Source organism: Streptomyces colonosanans (genome assembly GCF_001866645.1).
In the GTDB taxonomy this organism is placed as follows: domain Bacteria; phylum Actinomycetota; class Actinomycetes; order Streptomycetales; family Streptomycetaceae; genus Streptomyces; species Streptomyces colonosanans.
The window spans coordinates 21482-39332 of the sequence record NZ_MLYP01000041.1; the positions used below are offsets into that span (position 1 = coordinate 21482).

The 17851-nt window shown below is 70.4% G+C and carries 14 protein-coding genes; 7 read left to right on the forward strand and 7 right to left on the reverse strand.

The features are described from left to right. Positions 1-64: 64 nt before the first annotated feature. The 5 genes from BIV24_RS15945 (at position 65) to BIV24_RS15965 (ending at position 6638) form a co-directional block, all read left to right on the forward strand. The gene (locus tag BIV24_RS15945) at positions 65-691 is read left to right on the forward strand and encodes a DUF3000 domain-containing protein (protein WP_071366971.1); all 627 of its coding nucleotides are present in this window, start codon (positions 65-67) and stop codon (positions 689-691) included. 325 nt (positions 692-1016) lie between these two features. Then, positions 1017-1679, forward strand: a complete 663-nt coding sequence (locus BIV24_RS15950; RefSeq protein ID WP_030249151.1) for a response regulator transcription factor — start codon at positions 1017-1019, stop codon at positions 1677-1679. Between the two features lie 131 nt (positions 1680-1810). Continuing rightward, positions 1811-3085, forward strand: coding sequence for a ribonuclease D (locus BIV24_RS15955; protein ID WP_071366972.1), 1275 nt, complete (start codon positions 1811-1813; stop codon positions 3083-3085). Between the two features lie 209 nt (positions 3086-3294). Then, on the forward strand, positions 3295-4512 hold the full coding sequence (locus BIV24_RS15960; protein WP_071366973.1) for a thiolase family protein: 1218 nt from the start codon (positions 3295-3297) through the stop codon (positions 4510-4512). Continuing rightward, entirely contained in the window at positions 4509-6638 is a 2130-nt protein-coding gene (locus tag BIV24_RS15965) for a 3-hydroxyacyl-CoA dehydrogenase NAD-binding domain-containing protein (protein WP_071366974.1), read from the forward strand. Before BIV24_RS15960 ends, BIV24_RS15965 begins: the two co-directional genes overlap by 4 nt. A gap of 108 nt (positions 6639-6746) precedes the next feature. Here BIV24_RS15965 and BIV24_RS15970 read toward each other — a convergent pair whose 3' ends face one another. The 6 genes from BIV24_RS15970 to BIV24_RS15995 all read right to left on the reverse strand — a co-directional run bounded on the left by BIV24_RS15970 (position 6747) and on the right by BIV24_RS15995 (position 14812). After that, a complete protein-coding gene (locus BIV24_RS15970; RefSeq protein ID WP_071366975.1) occupies positions 6747-7760 on the reverse strand; it encodes a PLL family lectin in 1014 nt (337 codons plus the stop codon). A gap of 52 nt (positions 7761-7812) precedes the next feature. After that, a complete protein-coding gene (locus tag BIV24_RS15975) occupies positions 7813-8859 on the reverse strand; it encodes a C40 family peptidase (RefSeq protein WP_071366976.1) in 1047 nt (348 codons plus the stop codon). Positions 8860-8896: 37 nt separating this feature from the next. Further along, a complete protein-coding gene (locus tag BIV24_RS15980; protein ID WP_071366977.1) occupies positions 8897-9379 on the reverse strand; it encodes a poly-gamma-glutamate biosynthesis protein PgsC/CapC in 483 nt (160 codons plus the stop codon). After that, positions 9376-11010 carry a poly-gamma-glutamate synthase PgsB gene (gene pgsB, locus BIV24_RS15985; RefSeq protein WP_071366978.1) on the reverse strand — a complete coding sequence of 545 codons (1635 nt, stop codon included), beginning with the start codon at positions 11008-11010 and terminating at the stop codon, positions 9376-9378. Before pgsB ends, BIV24_RS15980 begins: the two co-directional genes overlap by 4 nt. Positions 11011-11016: 6 nt before the next feature. Further along, positions 11017-13332: a HAMP domain-containing protein gene (locus tag BIV24_RS15990; RefSeq protein ID WP_079168293.1), complete on the reverse strand. Its 2316-nt coding sequence runs from the start codon at positions 13330-13332 to the stop codon at positions 11017-11019. Positions 13333-13597: 265 nt separating this feature from the next. Beyond that, positions 13598-14812: a CapA family protein gene (locus BIV24_RS15995; RefSeq protein ID WP_245766831.1), complete on the reverse strand. Its 1215-nt coding sequence runs from the start codon at positions 14810-14812 to the stop codon at positions 13598-13600. Positions 14813-14922: 110 nt separating this feature from the next. Here BIV24_RS15995 and BIV24_RS16000 point away from each other — a divergent pair, with 110 nt between their 5' ends. Beyond that, positions 14923-15810, forward strand: coding sequence for a hypothetical protein (locus tag BIV24_RS16000; RefSeq protein WP_245766833.1), 888 nt, complete (start codon positions 14923-14925; stop codon positions 15808-15810). A gap of 4 nt (positions 15811-15814) precedes the next feature. Further along, positions 15815-16228 (forward strand): PIN domain-containing protein, encoded by a 414-nt coding sequence (locus BIV24_RS16005; protein ID WP_071366982.1) that lies wholly within the window; start codon positions 15815-15817, stop codon positions 16226-16228. 87 nt (positions 16229-16315) lie between these two features. On the opposite strand, the gene BIV24_RS16010 is transcribed toward BIV24_RS16005, so the two are convergent. After that, complete coding sequence (locus tag BIV24_RS16010) at positions 16316-17806, reverse strand: amino acid permease (RefSeq protein WP_071367001.1); 1491 nt, start codon at positions 17804-17806, stop codon at positions 16316-16318. Between the last annotated feature and the right edge of the window lie 45 nt (positions 17807-17851).

Consider the following 17851-nt stretch of genomic DNA (forward strand, 5'->3'; position numbering starts at 1 on the left):
TCTTCCCCTTAATCTTCCCCGCATGGCTGCGGCTCAGGGACCACTGACGGACGACGCTGGCGGAATGGACGAAGCGCAGGAGGGGGAAGCGAAGGCGATGGAGACGGCTCCGCTGCCCTTCCGTGCCGCGGTCGAGGCGCTGCGGACCACGCGGTTGCGGCCGGAGATCGAGATCGAGCCCGTACGCCCGCCGCAGCGGCTCGCCCCGCACGCGTACGCGCTGGAGGCCGCGGTCGTCCAGGACGGCGAGGACCTGGCCGACGGGCGCCTCGTCCTGCTGCACGACCCGGCCGGACACGGCGCCTGGCAGGGCGCCTTCCGCCTGGTGACGCTGGTGCGCGCGGAGCTCGAACCGGAGATGGCCGCGGACCCGCTGCTGCCCGACGTGTGCTGGTCCTGGCTGACCGGCGCGTTCCAGTCCCGGGGGCTGCCGTACGGCGAGCCGAGCGGCACCGTCACGCGCGCGAGTTCCCACTACTTCGGCGGGCTAGCCGCACGCCCGGCCGTCTCCCAGATCGAGATCCGTGCCTCCTGGACGCCTCGCGAGGGCCTCGGCGGCGTCCCGGACACGGCCTCCCACCTGGCCTCCTGGTGCGATCTGCTGTCCCAGGTGGCGGGCCTGCCCCCCGGGGGCCCGGGCGACACCTCGGTGGTCACGTTGCCTCAGCGCCGGGGGCCGCGGCCCCGCTGACGCCGCCGATCCTTTCTATCGGCCCCGGCGCGGGCCGTGCCGTACACACGGGGGCGACGCGACTCTCGTCAATCCGCCATTGACAGCCCTTGCCATCTCTTTGTCGATACGGCCACTTTCGGCCCCGTATCGACATCGGAGCGAACCCAATCGATCTTCGAATGATCGCCCGCTCGTCCGAATTGCACGGATTGTTACTCACCAAATCGTGATCATTCTCTAAAGGAGCACGAGTTTGGTGCCGAAGACGACTGTGACCTTGAAAGCACGGTTCGTCCCGGCTTCATCCCCAGAGCCGGCCCCGTCCCGCACCCCAGGAGGCCTGGTGTCCGTTCTCCTCGAGCAGCCCGCAAGCCTGGTCGCCTACCGCCCGAACAAGCCGACCGCCATGGTGGTCGTGGCCGACCCTCGGGTCCGTTCCACCGTCACCCGCCACCTCTGGGCGCTCGGAGTGCGCGACGTCATCGAGGCGTCGTCCGTCGCGGAGGCCCGTCCCCGTATCGGCAACCCGCGCGACATCTGTGTCGCCGACGTCCATCTTCCCGACGGCTCCGGCCTCACCCTCCTGTCGGAGACCCGTGCCGCGGGCTGGCCCAACGGCCTCGCCCTGTCCGCCGCCGACGACATCGGCGCCGTACGCAACGCCCTCGCGGGCGGCGTGAAGGGCTATGTCGTCACCGGCACGCGCACGAACATCGGGCTCCCCACCCGGCCCGGCGCCGCCCCCATCGGCGCCGCCGCCGCCCGCCTGCACCGCCGCCCCCCGGGCGCCCCGAGCCACCCGGGCGGCTACCGCGAACTGTCCGGCCGCGAGGTCGAGGTGCTGCGCCTGGTCGCCGAAGGCCAGTCGAACAAGGCGATCGGCGTCTCCATGGGCCTGTCCGCGCTGACCGTCAAGAGCCACCTCGCCCGCATCGCCCGCAAGCTCGGCACGGGCGACCGCGCCGGGATGGTGGCCGTGGCCCTGCGCACCGGCATCATCCACTGAATCCGATCCTCATCCCGATACCGCAATCCTTCACCGGCACGTGTGACACATGACTGGTTTACGACCCTCCCGCGCCCGCCGACGGAACGTTCCGTCGGCGGGCGTCGTCCATCCACCGATACCCTTGACGCGTGACCGACGCCCAAGAGACCGCAGCAGACAGCCCACTGCGAACCACCGGAGGCGCCCCTCCGGACGACGTCGAAGCGGCGCCGCGCCCCTTGCTCGAACCACGGGACGGCCTTCCGCCCGTGATCGTCGATGACGCCTCGCTCTCCGAGGTGATCGCCGCCTTCGCCGCCGGTACCGGCCCTGTCGCCGTCGACGCCGAACGCGCATCCGGCTACCGGTACGGCCAGCGCGCCTATCTGGTGCAGCTGCGCCGCCAGGGCGCGGGCACCGCGCTGATCGACCCCGCGGCCTGCCCCGATCTGACGGGCCTGGGCGAAGCGATCTCCGGTGTGGAGTGGGTACTGCACGCCGCGACCCAGGACCTGCCGTGTCTGCGCGAGATAGGCATGACGCCCAGGCGCCTGTTCGACACCGAGCTGGCCGGGCGCCTCGCCGGATACCCGCGGGTGGGGCTCGGCGCCATGGTGGAGAACGTCCTGGGGTTCGTCCTGGAGAAGGGGCACTCCGCCGTCGACTGGTCGACACGGCCCCTGCCCGAGCCCTGGCTGCGCTACGCAGCGCTCGACGTGGAACTGCTCGTCGACCTGCGGGACGCGCTGGAGAAGGAACTGGACCGGCAGGGCAAGCTGGACTGGGCCTGGCAGGAGTTCGACGCGATCGCCTCCGCGCCGCCGCCGGAGCCGCGCAAGGACCCCTGGCGCCGTACGTCGGGGATGCACAAGGTGCGCCGCCGCCGGCAGATGGCGGTCGTCCGGGAGCTATGGCAGACCCGGGACCGGATCGCGCAGCGGCGGGACATCTCCCCGGGCAAGGTGCTCGGGGACGCGGCGATCGTCGAGGCGGCCCTCGCACTCCCGCCGAACGTACACGCGCTGGCCTCGCTCAATGGCTTCGGGCACCGCATGGGCCGTCGTCAGCTGGAGCAGTGGCAGGCCGCGGTGGATCGCGCGCGGGCACTCCCCGAGGCCGAGCTGCCGCAGCCCGGGCAGCCGGTGACCGGGCCCCCGCCGCCGCGGGCGTGGGCCGACAAGGACCCCGTCGCCGCCGCACGGCTGACCGCGGCACGCGCCGCGGTGTCCGCGCTGGCCGAGCGACTGCACCTGCCGCAGGAGAACCTGATCACCCCGGACACGGTGCGGAGGGTGTGCTGGACGCCGCCGAACCAGACCGACGAGGAGTCGGTCGCTGCCGCGCTCACCGGGTACGGGGCTCGGTTGTGGCAGGTCGAGCAGGTGACGCCGGCGCTCGTTGCCGCGCTGACGGTCAAGGGCTAGTGCCCCGGCAGGCCGGGGGTCGCCGTGGGACGTTTCGTCGCACGGCGGCCGCGGGCCGTCGCGGGAGCTTCACGGCTGCGCCGAAAGTGTGACCTTCACCGCTCCCGCCTGCGGGACTGGGCAGCTTGGTTACCCACGAGTAGCATGGTGCTGAGCGCGCGCTCAGCGCGTCGCAGCAGTGCCATCCCGCACCCTGGAGGAGAGCCATCGTGCCTCGTACCGTCAGGGACGTCGTCTTCGTCGACGGCGTCCGCACCCCGTTCGGCAAGGCGGGCCCGAAGGGCATCTACCACGAGACCCGCGCCGACGACCTCGTCGTGAAGGCGATCCGGGAGCTGCTGCGCCGCAACCCGGGTCTCGACCCGAAGAAGGTCGACGAGGTCGCCATCGCAGCGACCACTCAGATCGGTGACCAGGGCCTGACCATCGGCCGCACCGCCGGCATCCTCGCGGGCCTGCCGACCTCGGTTCCGGGTTACTCCATCGACCGCATGTGCGCGGGCGCCCTGACCGCGGTCACCGCCGTCTCCGGCTCCATCGCCTTCGGCGCGTACGACGTCGCCATCGCCGGCGGTGTCGAGCACATGGGCCGCCACCCGATGGGCGAGGGCGTCGACCCCAACCCGCGGTTCGTCAGCGAGAAGCTGGTCGACGAGTCGGCCCTGTTCATGGGCATGACGGCGGAGAACCTGCACGACCGCTACCCGCAGATCACCAAGCAGCGCGCCGACGAGTACGCGGTGCGCTCGCAGGAGAGGGCCGCCAAGGCGTACGCCAACGGCAAGATCCAGCAGGATCTGGTGCCGATCTCCGTGCGCCGCACCTCCCCCGAGGGCGGCGAGACCGGCTGGGGCCTGGTCACGGCCGACGAGCCGATGCGCCCGGGTACCACCCTGGAGAACCTGGCGAACCTCAAGACGCCGTTCCGCGTGCACGGCCGGGTCACCGCGGGCAACGCGGCCGGTCTGAACGACGGCGCCACCGCCTCGGTCATCGCGTCCGAGGAATTCGCCCGCGAGATGGGCCTGCCGGTCAAGATGCGCCTGGTCTCCTACGCCTTCGTGGGCGTGGAGCCAGAGATCATGGGCTACGGCCCGATCCCGGCGACCGAGAAGGCCCTCGCCAAGGCGGGTCTGTCCATCTCCGACATCGGCCTGTTCGAGATCAACGAGGCCTTCGCCGTCCAGGTCCTGGCCTTCCTCGACCACTACGGCATCGCGGACGACGACGAGCGCGTCAACCAGTACGGCGGCGCCATCGCCTTCGGCCACCCGCTCGCCTCCTCCGGCGTCCGTCTGATGACGCAGCTGGCCCGCCAGTTCGAGGAGCAGCCCGAGGTCCGCTACGGCCTGACCACCATGTGCGTCGGCTTCGGCATGGGCGCGACGGTCATCTGGGAGAACCCGCACTTCGAGGGGGACAAGTGAGCACCATCACCGAGCTGTTGAAGGGTGCGGCCGAGCTGTTCCCGGACGAGGTCGTCACGCAGGCGCACGTGCGCCACTTCGAGCTGCCGTTCGGCGCGGGCCGTTTCGCCCTGATCACGCTGGACAACGGCCTCGACCACACCAAGCCGACCACCTTCGGCCCGGCCTCGCTCGCGAACCTCAACACCGCGATCGACCAGGTCGAGCAGGAGGCCACGGCCGGTGACATCGTCGGTGTCGGCATCACCGGCAAGCCGTTCATCTTCGCGGTCGGCGCCGACCTCAAGGGCGTCGAGCTGCTGAAGCGGCACGATGACGCGCTGGCCATCGGCAAGGGCGGCCACGAGGTCTTCAAGCGGCTGTCGAAGCTGGCCGTCCCGACGTTCGCGTACTACAACGGCGCGGCGATGGGCGGCGGCGTCGAGGTCGGTCTGCACTGCACGTACCGGACCGTCTCGAAGGCCCTGCCGGCCTTCTCGCTCCCCGAGGTCTTCCTGGGCCTGGTCCCGGGCTGGGGCGGCTGCACCCTGCTGCCGAACCTGATCGGCGCCGACAAGGCCGTCTCGGTCATCATCGAGAACAGCCTCAACCAGAACAGGCAGCTCAAGGGCAAGCAGGTCCACGAGCTCGGCATCGCCGACGCGATCTTCGAGGGCGCCGACTTCCTGGAGCAGTCGCTGATCTGGACGGCCTCCGTCCTCAAGGGCGACATCGAGGTCGACCGCCCGGTGATCGACCGCGGCGAGGCCTGGGACCAGGCCGTCGCGCGCGGCCGGTTCATCGCCGACTCCAAGGTGCACGGCGCGGCCCCGGCCGCCTACCGCGCACTGGACATCATCGCCGCTGCGAAGAACGGCGACCTGCAGCAGGGCTACGACGCCGAGGACCAGGCCCTCGCGGACCTGATCATGGGTGGCGAACTGCGCGCCGGCATCTACTCGTTCAACCTGGTCCAAAAGCGCGGCAAGCGCCCCGCGGGCGCCCCGGACAAGAACCTGGCGCGCCCGGTGTCGAAGGTCGGCGTGGTCGGCGCGGGCCTGATGGCCTCCCAGCTGGCCCTGCTCTTCCTGCGCCGTCTCGAGGTCCCGATCGTCCTCACGGACATCGACCAGGAGCGCATCGACAAGGGCGTGGGCTACGTCCACGCGGAGATCGACAAGCTGCTGGGCAAGGGCCGCATCAACCAGGACAAGGCCAACCGCCTCAAGGCGCTGGTGTCCGGTGTGCTGGACAAGGCCGAGGGCTTCTCGGACGCCGACTTCGTCATCGAGGCGGTCTTCGAGGAGATGGGCGTCAAGCAACAGGTGTTCGCGGAGGTCGAGGCGGTCGCCCCGGCGCACGCGATCCTGGCGACCAACACCTCCTCCCTCTCGGTGACCGAGATGGCGTCGAAGCTGAAGCACCCCGAGCGGGTCGTCGGCTTCCACTTCTTCAACCCGGTCGCGATCCTGCCGCTGCTGGAGATCGTCCGCGGCGAGAAGACCGACGACGCCTCGCTGGCCACGGCGTTCGCCGTCGCCAAGAAGCTGAAGAAGACAGCGGTTCTGGTGAAGGACGCCCCCGCGTTCGTCGTCAACCGCATCCTCACCCGCTTCATGGGCGAGATCCAGAACGTCATCGACGAGGGCACCCCGGTCGAGGTCGCCGAGAAGGCGGTCGAGCCGCTGGGCCTGCCGATGTCCCCGCTGGTCCTGCTGGAGCTGGTCGGCCCGGCGATCGGCCTGCACGTGTCCGAGACCCTCAACAAGGCGTTCCCGGACCGCTTCAAGGTCTCCCCGAACCTCAAGGCGGTCGTGGAGGCGGGCAAGCGCGGCTTCTACGTCTACGACAGCGGCAAGCCTGAGCTGGACCCGGAGGTCGCCGCGCTCCTCAAGCAGGGCGACACCGTCCTCACCGAGGAGCAGGTCCGCACCCGCGTCCTGGACGCGGTCGCTCAGGAGATCGGCCTGATGCTCGACGAGGGCGTCGTCGCCGAGGCCCAGGACATCGACCTCTGCCTGATCACGGGCGCCGGCTGGCCCTTCCACCTGGGCGGCATCACGCCGTACCTGGACCGCGAGGGCGTCTCCGAGCGGGTGAACGGCAAGAAGTTCCTCGCCCCTGGCGTGGCGAGCGTCCCGGCCTGACAGGCCGCCCGTGAAGGGGTGGGCGGCACGGCGAAGTCCCGTGCCGCCCACCCCTTTTGCGCTGCCCATGAACGGGGCGCCGCGCCCCGGTGACGCGGCGCGGCGCGGTCACACCGTCTGCCAGGCCGCCAGCGCTATTCCCGGCTCGTCCTTCTGGCGGGCGAGGCGAAGTTCACCGTCCGCGGTCAGGGTCGCCGCCACCAGGCGCCCGTCGGCGTCCTCCACCACCGCCACCCGCGCGCCCGCCGGCAGGTGCGGGCCCGACTCGGTCCACCGCAGGCCCGCCGACTCCTGTTCGGTGGGACAGGCCGCGAAGACGACCCGGCCGGCGGCGGAACGCTGGGCGAGCAGCGTGCAGTCCTGCCCCGCGACGACACAGCGGATGGCAGCGACCGGCCCGGGACCCGCAGCCGCGAGCAGCGGGACGGGGTCGCCGCCCGGACGCCAGGCACACAGCATGCCCTCGGGGTCCGCGAAGAACAGCGTGGTGCGCTCCTTGGAGGTGACCAGGGCGCTCAGCGTGCCGGCCCGGACCCGCACGTCCAGCAGTTCGCCGGGTACCAGGGCCCCGTCGGGTACCTCCTGGTGCCGGCGCAGGATGCCGTCCGCGGAGCTGGTGTACAGCTCGACACGGCCCGACCCCCCTGTCACGGCGATGAGTTGCTCTTGCGTGCCCCGGCCCTTCAGGTCGCGCCAGGGGCCCCAGCCACCGCTCTCCTTCTGGGCGACCATGCTGACGCCGCCGCCCTTGTTGCGTACGAAGACATGGGCGCGTCCCTCGGCGTCCACGGCCACCGCCGGGGGGCCGGTCCGGTCGCCCTTCTTGTTCGGGTGGCCGATCGGGGTCCAGTCGAGGGCGGCCAGATGGGGCCGGAAGTGTGTGGAGTGCACAAGGCCGGACTCCCCCGGGACCGTGGGGCGCCAGGCGACGAGATGGGCGTATCCGTCGACACCCTGGCCGACCGCGTGCCCGGGGTGCACCTTCTGGTCGCCGCCCACCTTGCGCGGCCCGTCCCAGGGGCCGCCGGGCCGGTGCTCCGCCCGGCACAGGACGCCGTCGCCCGACGGAATATAGACACCGAGTCGGCCCTCGGGGCCGCGTATGAGCCAGTCGCCGTTCACGGTGTCACTTTAAGCGGGGCGGTCCACTGACGCGGACCGCCCTCCGCCTCGCTCAGAGCCGCTTGGCGCTCCGGAACAGCTGCGCGTAGAAGCCGTTGCCGTCGATGCGGGAGGCACCGCCCTTGTCGCCCATCGTCGGCCCGTTGACCTCCTTGCGGCTGGATATGAAGACGCGGTGGCCGTCCGTGTCCAGGCCCAGGTAGAGGGCGACATGGTCGATGTGGTTGCCGGTGCGGTGGTCCATCTTGAAGAACAGCAGGTCGCCCGGCTGGAGCACGTCGATGTTGGTCGGCCGGACGTACCAGGGGGAAGGCCCCTGGATCTTGATGATGTCGACGCCGGTCTTGGAGCGGGCCATGCCGTCCGCGCTGCGGGGCAGACCGTCCCCGAGCGTGTTGGTCGCCATCAGCGGGTAGCGGGAGCGGTAGCCCCACACCATCCGCATGAAGCCTGAGCAGTCCAGCGCCCGGTAGCGCTCCTGGCGCGGGTACAGCGTGGTGCCGTTGCGGAAGGTGTACGGCTTGCCGAGGTAGTCGTAGAAGTCGTTCTGCTCCAGGCGGTCCACGCCGTCCTCCTTGAACGGGCCGAAAACCGCGTCGCCCGCGTACGGAGTGCCCTCGGAGTCCTTCTTGACCGGCGCGCCCTCCACGTACTGGAAGGCCAGCGCGAAGATGTCGTCCTCCTCGCTGCCGTGGTTCGTCTTGAACCAGTCCTTGAACCACTGCTCCTTCTCGGCCCCCTTGGTCCAGGGCTCGGGCATGAGGCGGACCCAGTCGTCGGTGATGACGCGGGAGGTCGTGTTGGAGGGTTCGCTGAAGGTGCGCGAGGGACCCTTGAGGGTGGCGGTGCGGGCGCCGTCGGTGAAGGTGCCGACGACCGCACCGCTCGCGTCACGGAACACCGAGCGGGCCGGGTTGTTCAGCCTTTCCCAGGTCTCCTTACCGGTGGCCTTGCCCTTCGAGTCGTCGGTGACGGCCTGCACGGCCGGGACCTTCGCCTGCTCGTCCTGGCGCAGCTCATAGGTGAAGTAGGCGCTGCCCGCGAGCAGTGCCATCACCGTCGCCGCATGGACGAGGGGGCGGCCTTTGCGCTTCGGCATGGTGAGGACTCCAGGTTCGCGTTCAGTCGGGCGGGGCTCAGGCGGACGGCAGGGCGCCGAGGAGGATGCCGGCGGTGAGGACCACATACGTGGCCAGCGTCACCGATCCGGTGGACAGCAACGTCGCACCCTTGGGCTGGCGCACCAGCTGGTAGCCGATCAGGCCCGGAACGATGAAGCCGAGTGTCTGGTTGGCGTACAGCAGCGGGAACTCCATCTGCAGCACGATGATCACGGTGGCCTGGATGAGCACCCCACTGAGCACGACGGCCGCGAACAGCCGCTTGCCGTAGAGAATCACGAACCGCTGCAGCGTCAGCGTGGTCACGTAGGTCAGCACGGTCACCCCGACCACCAGCGCGGCACGCTGCAGATCCTCGATCAGGGTGAGCGCGAGCCAGCCCGGCGTGATCATGCCGCCCGGCGACAGATTGGTCGTCAGGTAGCACATCAGCGAGAACATCAGACCCAGGCCGATACCGATCGCGGCGATCTCGGGGGTGAGGACGGAGGGGATCAACGGGGCTCTCCTGGGCTGTGCCACTGCTGCGGGTCGTCGGCGGGGGGAACGGCTGGTACGCGGGGTTCGAACAGGCCACGGGGCTGGGCCGCTTCGGGCCGCGCCTGCGGCGCGGCGGGAGCGTGCGGATCGCCCGGGTGGGCGCCCGCCACCGTGGCCTGGGGGTACGGCTCGGGTGCGGTGTGCCCGGCATGGGCGGCTTGCTGCAGGCCGGGCTGCGGGTGCTGGTTCGGGTACGGGTACGGGTACGGGTACGGGTGCGAGGCATCGCGCTGCACCGGGATCTGCGGGGCGTGCTGCTGCCCCCCGTAACGTGCCTCGTACGCCTGCGAGTAGCCCTGGTAGGGGTCGATGCGGGGCGCGTAGAGCTGCACCGTCTCGACGTGCTCGGGCATGGCGGGCGCCGCTTCCGTGCGGCCGGGCGGGGCCGCCACGGGCTCGTCAGGGGTGTCGTCCGCCGACAGCTCGGCGAGGTGCTCCAGGAGTACCTCGCCCTGGCCGTGGATGTTGCCGATGGCGACGAGCGAGGAGTCCGGCCCGAGCATGCCGAGCAGCCGGGACATGAACTCCTCCGGGTCCCGTCGGTCGCCGCCCAGGTCGACGGCGCGTGAGCGGAACTCGGCGGGGATCGCGTCGATGGCGGACTTGGCCGGGTGGCCGATCACGAAGACGTGCTCGGGGTCGAGGTCGGGGATGATCTCGCCCATCTGGCCGTTGCGCTCGACGCGGTCGGGGCGGCAGTTGATGACCACGTTCAGCGGGCGGTGGATCGCGCCGAGGTCGAGGAGCTGGTTGATGTTCATCAGCGTCGACTCGGGGTCGTTGGCAGCGAAGACGTTGGCGAAGCGCAGCTTCTTGTCCTCGGGGGTGCGGTAGCGCTCGACGGAGAGGACACCGGGGTCCGGCGGGGCGTCGTACATGCCCTGCAGGGCCGTCTTGCGGTCGACGCCCAGCAGTTCGGCGACGGTGAGCGCGATGGCGACGTTCTCCTTGAAGGTGAACCAGCTGAAGCCGCGCAGCTCCTCGTCGGTGACCATCTCGGGATCGGCGTAGATCAACTTGCAGTCCCGGGCGTCCGCCTCCTCCTGAAGGATGTCGAAACGATCCTTCTCGGCGGTGACGCAGATGCCGCCCTCCGGCATGGACCGGCTCAGCGAGCGCGCCACGTCGTCCAGGGTGGGGCCCATCTCGGCGAGGTGGTCCTCGCGCACGTTGCACAGCACGCCGATCGTGGAGCGGATCAGCTTGGACTGGTTGATCTCCTGCAGGGCCGGCATCACCGCCATGCACTCGATGACGAGCGCGTCCGGGTTGTACGCGGCCGCTCGGCGCACGATGCCGATCTGCTCGACCACGTTGGCGATGCCGAACTTGCGGTAGACGGGCTCCTCGGTGGCATCCGGGTGGATGAACCGGGCGGCGGTGCCGGTCGTCTTGGCGACGGTGACGAGGTCGCCACCGCGCAACGCGCCCGCGCACAGCCGGGTGATGGACGACTTGCCGCGGATACCGTTGACCAGTACCCGGGTGGGGATGTTGTCGAGGTTGATGAAGTGCCGCCGCTGCTCCACGATGCCCGCCACGAGCAGGATCGCGCAGCACACCAGCAGCACGGTGTAGAGGAAGAGCACGGGTGATCAGTTCCTTACGTACTGCTGGCCCTGCGGGCCGTGGGGGTCGTGCGGCCCGTACGGCGCTCCGGTCGGGCCCGGCGCGGCGGGGCCCGCCGTGGGCTGCGTCCGTCGAGGCTGTTGCCTGCGCTGGTCCTGGAGCTGCTGGCGGATGAGTTCCAGCGAGCGGGTGACCGCTCCGACCTCGTCGTGGTGGCGTGGGAACAGCACCGTCTTGCGGTCGCCGTCGGCCAGTGCCTCCGCCTGGTCGGCGAGGACGCGCAGCGGCCGGACCACCACGATGTACAGCCAGCCCAGGCAGGCGGCGGCAGCGGCGGCGCCCAGCAGACCGGCGAGCACGGTCCTGTTCTGCATGTCGTACTCGGGGATCGCGAGCCGGTTTGCCGGCTGCCAGCTGACCACGGTCCAGCCGAGCGGCTTGGCAGGGCCGCCGCCCGCGAAGGGCGCGGCGGCGGCGATCTGTACGCCGTTCTTCCGGTAGAGCACCCCGCCGGCATGGGCGGACTTGCCGATCTTCTGGCTGGTGGCGGCGACCAGGTCCTTCAAGCGGTCGTCGGGCAGTGCCTGGAAGGCGAGGAAGCCCGTGTTCCCGGCGATGACACGGCCCTTGTCGTCGACGAGGCGCACCACGCCCAGGCCGGGCCGCTTGAGAAGGGAGTTGAGGAAGTCGATGCGGAACTCGCCGACCAGTGCCGAGTCGTTCCGGCCCGGGATGCCGGCGGTGACGACGACGATGGGTTCCTTGCCCCCCTGGCCCAGCAGCCGGATCGGGGCGGCGGTGGCGGGCTTGGGACCAGCCTGGCGAGGATGCTCCCCGGCGCGGGCCACAACGCTGCCGGAGGCGTCGACCACGTACAGCGAGCGGTAGCGCGGGTGCTGGCGCATGGTGCTCTCCAGCACCTTCGTCATGGCGACGGGCTCGGTGCGGGCGCCGATCAGGCTCGCCACGGACTCCAGGTCCGCGTCACCCTCGTTGAGAGCCCGGCGCACCCGGTCGGTGAGCGTGTCGGTGCGCTCCCGCTGGTCGTTGACGAGCTGCTGCGGGACGACGGCCGTGCCGTCGGCGCGGTTGAGGAGCAGCAGCAGCGGTACGCACCAGACGAGCAGCAGGGCGACGCAGACGACGAGCAGCGCCCGGCTGCCGAACCTGCGCAGCCCGCGCGGGCGCGCGGCGGGGCCGGTGGCCTCGGCGGGTTCGCCCAGCAGCTGACGCCGCAGCCGCTCCAGCGCGGTGCCGATGCGGTGGGCCTCGCCGTAGCCGGGGACGGTGACGGGGCGGGTCACGTCCAGGCGGGAGAGCCGGCGGGACTCCAGGAAGAGGCGGATCAGGGGGCGCTGGACGGTGCCGAGCAGTACGCCGATGGCGAGGCCGCCGATCAGGAGCAGCGCGCCGCCCGCGACCAGGCCGAAGAGCGGCGAGATGGCCCGGGTGGGGTCTTCGGCGACCTTCACCATGGAGACGACGGTCAGACCGAGCCCGGAGGCGGTGGTGACCTCTCCGGGTTCGGGCGCGGTCAGCGTGGCGTACCCGGCGACGGAGCGGTCGCTCAGGAAGCGTCCGCCGAGCAGGCTTCCGCTGACGCCCCGGTAGCCGCCGGAACCGGGTTCCTTGCTGCTGCGCGGGTCCTGCTCCGCCTTGCGGGTGGCACGCTCGGAGAAGTCCTTCAGCTGCTTGCGGGAGGCGTCGACCTCCTTGCGCTGCAGATCGGTCAACACCTGCTCGGGCTCGGGTATGCCGTCGCTGCTGAGGATCTCGCCGTCGCCGTCGACAACGGCAATGGAGCGGAACTGGCCGAGGCTGATACCCGGGAACTTCAGGGTGTTGGAGGCCACCAGCAGCTGCTGCGGCTGGCCGGGCCAGGACAGCAGCGCGAAGGACAGCAGCCGGACCTCGCCGTTCTTCAGCCGGACCATCCGCGGGTCGAGGCCGCCCTCGTTGCCGAGGGCGGAGAGGTCCAGCGAGGTCAGCGGCACGGTCTCACCGCGCGCGCCGAGCAGCTTGCCGGACCGGATCTCGATGACGGCGGTGCCCATCCACTTCTGGTAGGTGTTGCCGAGCTTGTCGAGCACCGTGTCGGCCGAGACCGGCTGCCCCGCGCTGAACAGCGTGGCGGAGCGCGTGAGGTCGGTGACGGACTCGTCGATGGAGGCACGCAGCGCGATCGCGCCGTCCTCGGCGAAGTGCTGCTGGGAGGTCTGCACCGCCTTGGGTACTCCGCCGTCGTCGATCCTTCCGAGGACGAGGGCGGTGACGCCGGCCAGCGACAGCAGGAGCACCGACAGGACCGCGATCGGCGGACGAATGCCTCCGAGTAGGGACATGTCGGCGCGGCGGCGTGCTTTGTGCTGCCGTGCCGGGGGCGAAGACGCCAAGGAACGGTCCTCTCAGGTTGTGCGGAGGTGAGGCCCCGCACGGGGAAGCAGATGTGGTTGCGGCACGGGTGTGCCGGGTGCACCGGCCACTCCTGGTGCACCCGGAACCATGAGACCTATGAAAGAGGTAAGAAGTTGTAAGGAGATCACTGTGATCCAGGCAACATCAAGTTTCCCGTGACCAACAATGGGCACGAATGAGCATTTCGCACATTTATTCGGGCAGCGAGGTCAGCGCTTCCAGGCCGTCCTTGGCCGCTCCGCGGTTCAGCAGGGTGCCCTCGGTGCGCTTGAAGGCGAGCCGCAACCGCGCCCGCTGCTTGTCGGTCAGGTCGCCGTCACGGAGCGCGGCCGCCACGTCGACCAGGCGGTAGTCCTTGGCGTCGTCGGCAGTCGCCGCGACCGTGGAGCCGTCCACGGCGTTCTCCAGGTCCGGCGGAATCTCCACGAGGGTCGGCTCGAAGCGGGGCTCGACCTCCCACTTCCCGCCGCGCTCGGTGAACGTGAACCAGCCGATCACGCCCTCCTCGGTGAGCCCCGTGGGCACGTCGTGCCGGGCGACCTGGTTGCCGAGCCCATAGGCGATCCAGGTGCCGTCGACCTTCTCCATCGGCTGCACCACATGCGCGTGATGGCCGATGACCAGGTCGATCCCGGTCTTCTGGGCGATCTCCCGGGCGAACTTCAACTGCGGAGTCGAGGGGTCCGGATGGTGCTCGCGCCCCCAGTGAAGCGACAGGATGACGACCTCGGCGCCCGCCTTGCGAGCACGCTGCTCGGCGGCTTTGATCCGTCCGAGGTCGGTCTGGTTGACCAGCCACGGCTTGTTCGCGGGCAGTTCGTGGGCGTTGAAGCCGAAAGCGAAGGAGATCTGCGCGATCTTCACGCCGTTGACGTCCATGACGAGCGGGGTGAGCGAATCCCGCTGCGTGCGGAATGAGCCCGTGTGCTTCACGCCCGCGGCGTCCAGGGTGTCCAGGGTGCGCTTGACCCCCTTGTACCCGTGGTCGAGCGAGTGGTTGGAGGCGGTGGAGCAGGTGTCGTAACCGATGTCCTTGATCGTCGTGGCGACCTGCGGCGGCACGAGGAAGTTCGGGTAGCTCTCAAAGGGACCCTTCGGCTTGCCGAGCACCGGCTCCAGGTGACAGATCGCCAGGTCCGCCTTGCTGATCACCGGCTTGATACCCGCCATGAGGGGCCCGAAGTCCACGCCGGCCACACCCTTGCCCGTCCGCTCGGCGTCCTTGCGCGCCTGGTCGATGAGCTGAGGGTGCATCAGAATGTCCCCGGCGGCGGCGACGGTGAAGGTGCGTCCGCCGCCCCTCGCGTCGGCGTCGTCGCCGCCGAGCAGGCCGCACCCGGCGACGGAGGCGGTGAGGGCGAGCGAGGTCAGCAGGGTCAGCACGGTGCGGCTACGGCGTCTGGTCACCCGGATATCTTGGTACAACCATGAGAGCAATCCGCCCGCGTATCATAACGATCGCAATAATTGTTCTGGCGCTCGCCGGCCTCGCAGGTGCCCTGACGGCCGTGCTCCGGATGTCCCACGACGAGGGAACGCCCACCGGCGACGGCGGTACCCACGGCCAGGCCGACCGCATCGACCTGGCGCGCGAGGTCGCCGACTACACGAGCCGGTTCGGCCCGAACCGCGGCTACCAGCGGCCGACACAGGCCGACCGCACCGGTGTCGCGGAGGCGGTCGGACTGCTTATCGACGGCCACCGCAGCCAGGCGGAGCAGCACCTTTCCCAGCTGGACCTCACCCTGCGCACCATCGTCGACCAGGTCTCCGGGCGCCGCTACGCCGAGGTGGCCGACCGCACGGAGGCAGCCGCGACGCCACGCGGCTGGGGACGGGTGTATCTCGACCTCGACAGCCGTCCACGCTGGTCGGTCCAGGTTCCGCACCCGGTCGCCGACCAGGGCACCGAGCAGTTGGGGGTACGCGTCCTACGCGGCTCCCCAGGGGGCGTTCTCGTCATTGCTGGAGCACATCGCAAATCCGGAATCGGCAATTCCGCAGATGTGGCCCACCGCCGGGACACCGTCTTCCACGCCGTCTGCGCGGAACTGGCCCGTCGCAAAATGCCTGGAATCCAGCTTCACGGGTTCGCCGCCTCCTCGGCCCCCCACTTCGATGTGATCACCTCGACGTCCTCGGGCTCGCTGGGCCGGTCGGAGGCCCGCCGTCTGGCCGGCGCCCTACGCGATCGCGATTTCCAGGTGTGCCGGGCATGGGCGCGTTCATGCCCGCTGGAGGGCCGGGAGAACATGCAGGGACGTGTCGCGCAGGACGAGCACATACCGTTCCTGCACGTGGAGTTCGCGCCCGCCCTGCGCGCGGACGGGCCCGCGACCGAGCGCGCGGCAGCCGCCGTCGCCGAGGTCACCCGGGGCTGGGCCGGCCGCTCCGTGTCAGGCTGAGGGCATGTCCGAAACCGAAGGAATGCCGGGGAGCGAGGGCACCTCAGCGGCCCCGACGCTGTTCGTCGTCGACGGGGCGAACGTCGTCGGCTCCGTGCCGGACGGCTGGTGGCGCGACCGGCGGGCGGCCGCCGAGCGCCTGCGGGACCGGCTGGTGCCCTACGCGGTGTCCGGGCTGCCCGGACACCGCGGGCCGCTGGAGGTCGTGCTGGTCGTCGAGGGTGCGGCCCGGGGCGTGGTGTCCGTACCCGGCGTACGCGTCGAGCAGGCGCCCGGCAGCGGAGACGACCGCATCGTCGAGTTGGCCGCCCACGTCGGGGACCGCCCCTGTCTCGTCATCACGGCTGACCGGGAACTGCGCCGCAGGGTGGCGGAGTTGGGCGCGGACGTGGCCGGACCACGTACGGTGCTCGACTGAGGGGCTCACGCCGGTACGGGCCCGCACAGGGCCGTACGGGACCGACGCGGGCTGCCCGTACACCCGCTCCGCCGGGCGGGCCCGAGCCTAACGGGCCGGGGTCTCCTCGCGGCTGCTCAGGCGGCTGTGCGAGCGGCCGTAGAGGACGTACACGACGACGCCGATGACCAGCCAGATCGCGAACCGGAGCCAGGTCTCGGCGGGCAGATTCAGCATCAGCCACAGCGAGGCGCACACCGACAGGATCGGCACCCAGGGAACGAACGGGGTGCGGAAGGCGCGGTGCAGGTCGGGGCGGGTGTTGCGGAGGATGACCACGGCGATCGCGACCACGATGAAGGCGAAGAGCGTGCCGATGTTCACCAGCTCGGCGAGTTCACTGAGGCTGGTGAAGCCCGCGACGATGGCGACGACCACGCCGAGCAGGATGGTCGGCCGGTGCGGGGTCCTGAACCGCGGGTGGACTCGGGAGAAGAAGCGCGGCAGCAGCCCGTCGCGGCTCATCGCGAAGAAGACCCGGGTCTGGCCGAGCAGAAGGATCATGCAGACGCTCATCAGGCCGACGGCCGCGCCGAAGCTGATCACACCCGCGTACCAGGGGTGCCCGACGCCCTTGAAGGCGTCGGCCAGCGGGGCGTCGACGGAAAGACTGCTGTAGTGCTGCATTCCCGTGACGACGATCGACACCCCCACATACAGCGCGGTGCAGATGAAGAGGGAGCCGAGGATGCCGCGCGGCATGTCCCGCTGCGGATTCCTGGTCTCCTCGGCCGCCGTCGCCACGATGTCGAAGCCGATGAAGGCGAAGAAGACGACGGACGCGGCGGTGAAGATGCCCATCACGCCGAAGTTGGACGGCGCCCAGCCGAACAGTAGCTGGATCAGCGGGGCCTTGAGATTCCCCCCCGCCGCCACCGGCACGGGCTCCGGAATGAACGGCTTGTAGTTGGCGCCGCTGGCGAAGAAGGCGCCCGCGATGATCACGATCAGCACCACGGTCACCTTGATCGCGACGACGACCTGGGTGACCCGGGCCGAGAGCTTCACGCCGGCGACGAGGATGGCGGTGAGCACCAGGACGAGCACGGCGGCGAGAATGTCGAAGCCGAACCCCTGCGCCCCCTCCCGGCTGCCGAGCGCCGCGGGCAGATGCCAGCCCACGTTGTCCAGCAGCGAACGGACGTACCCGGACCAGCCGACCGCCACCACCGCCGTACCCAGAGCGAACTCCAGGATCAGGTCCCAGCCGATGATCCAGGCGGGAAGCTCCCCGAGCGTGGCGTACGAGAACGTGTACGCGGAACCGGCGACGGGGACCGTCGAGGCGAACTCCGCGTAGCACAGCGCGGCCAGCGCGCAGACGACACCGGCCACGACGAAGGCCAGGGAGACGGCCGGGCCCGCGTTCTCCTTGGCCACCTTGCCGGTCAGCACGAAGATGCCGGTGCCGATGATGACACCGACGCCGAACACGGTCAGGTCCAGGGCGGACAGGGACTTCTTGAGCGCGTGCTCGGGTTCCTCGGTGTCCTGGATCGACTGTTCGACGTTTTTCGTCCGGAAGAGGGCGCTGCTCACGGGCTTACCTCCCATGCTCGTCGTCCTCGACATGATCGAGAGGCG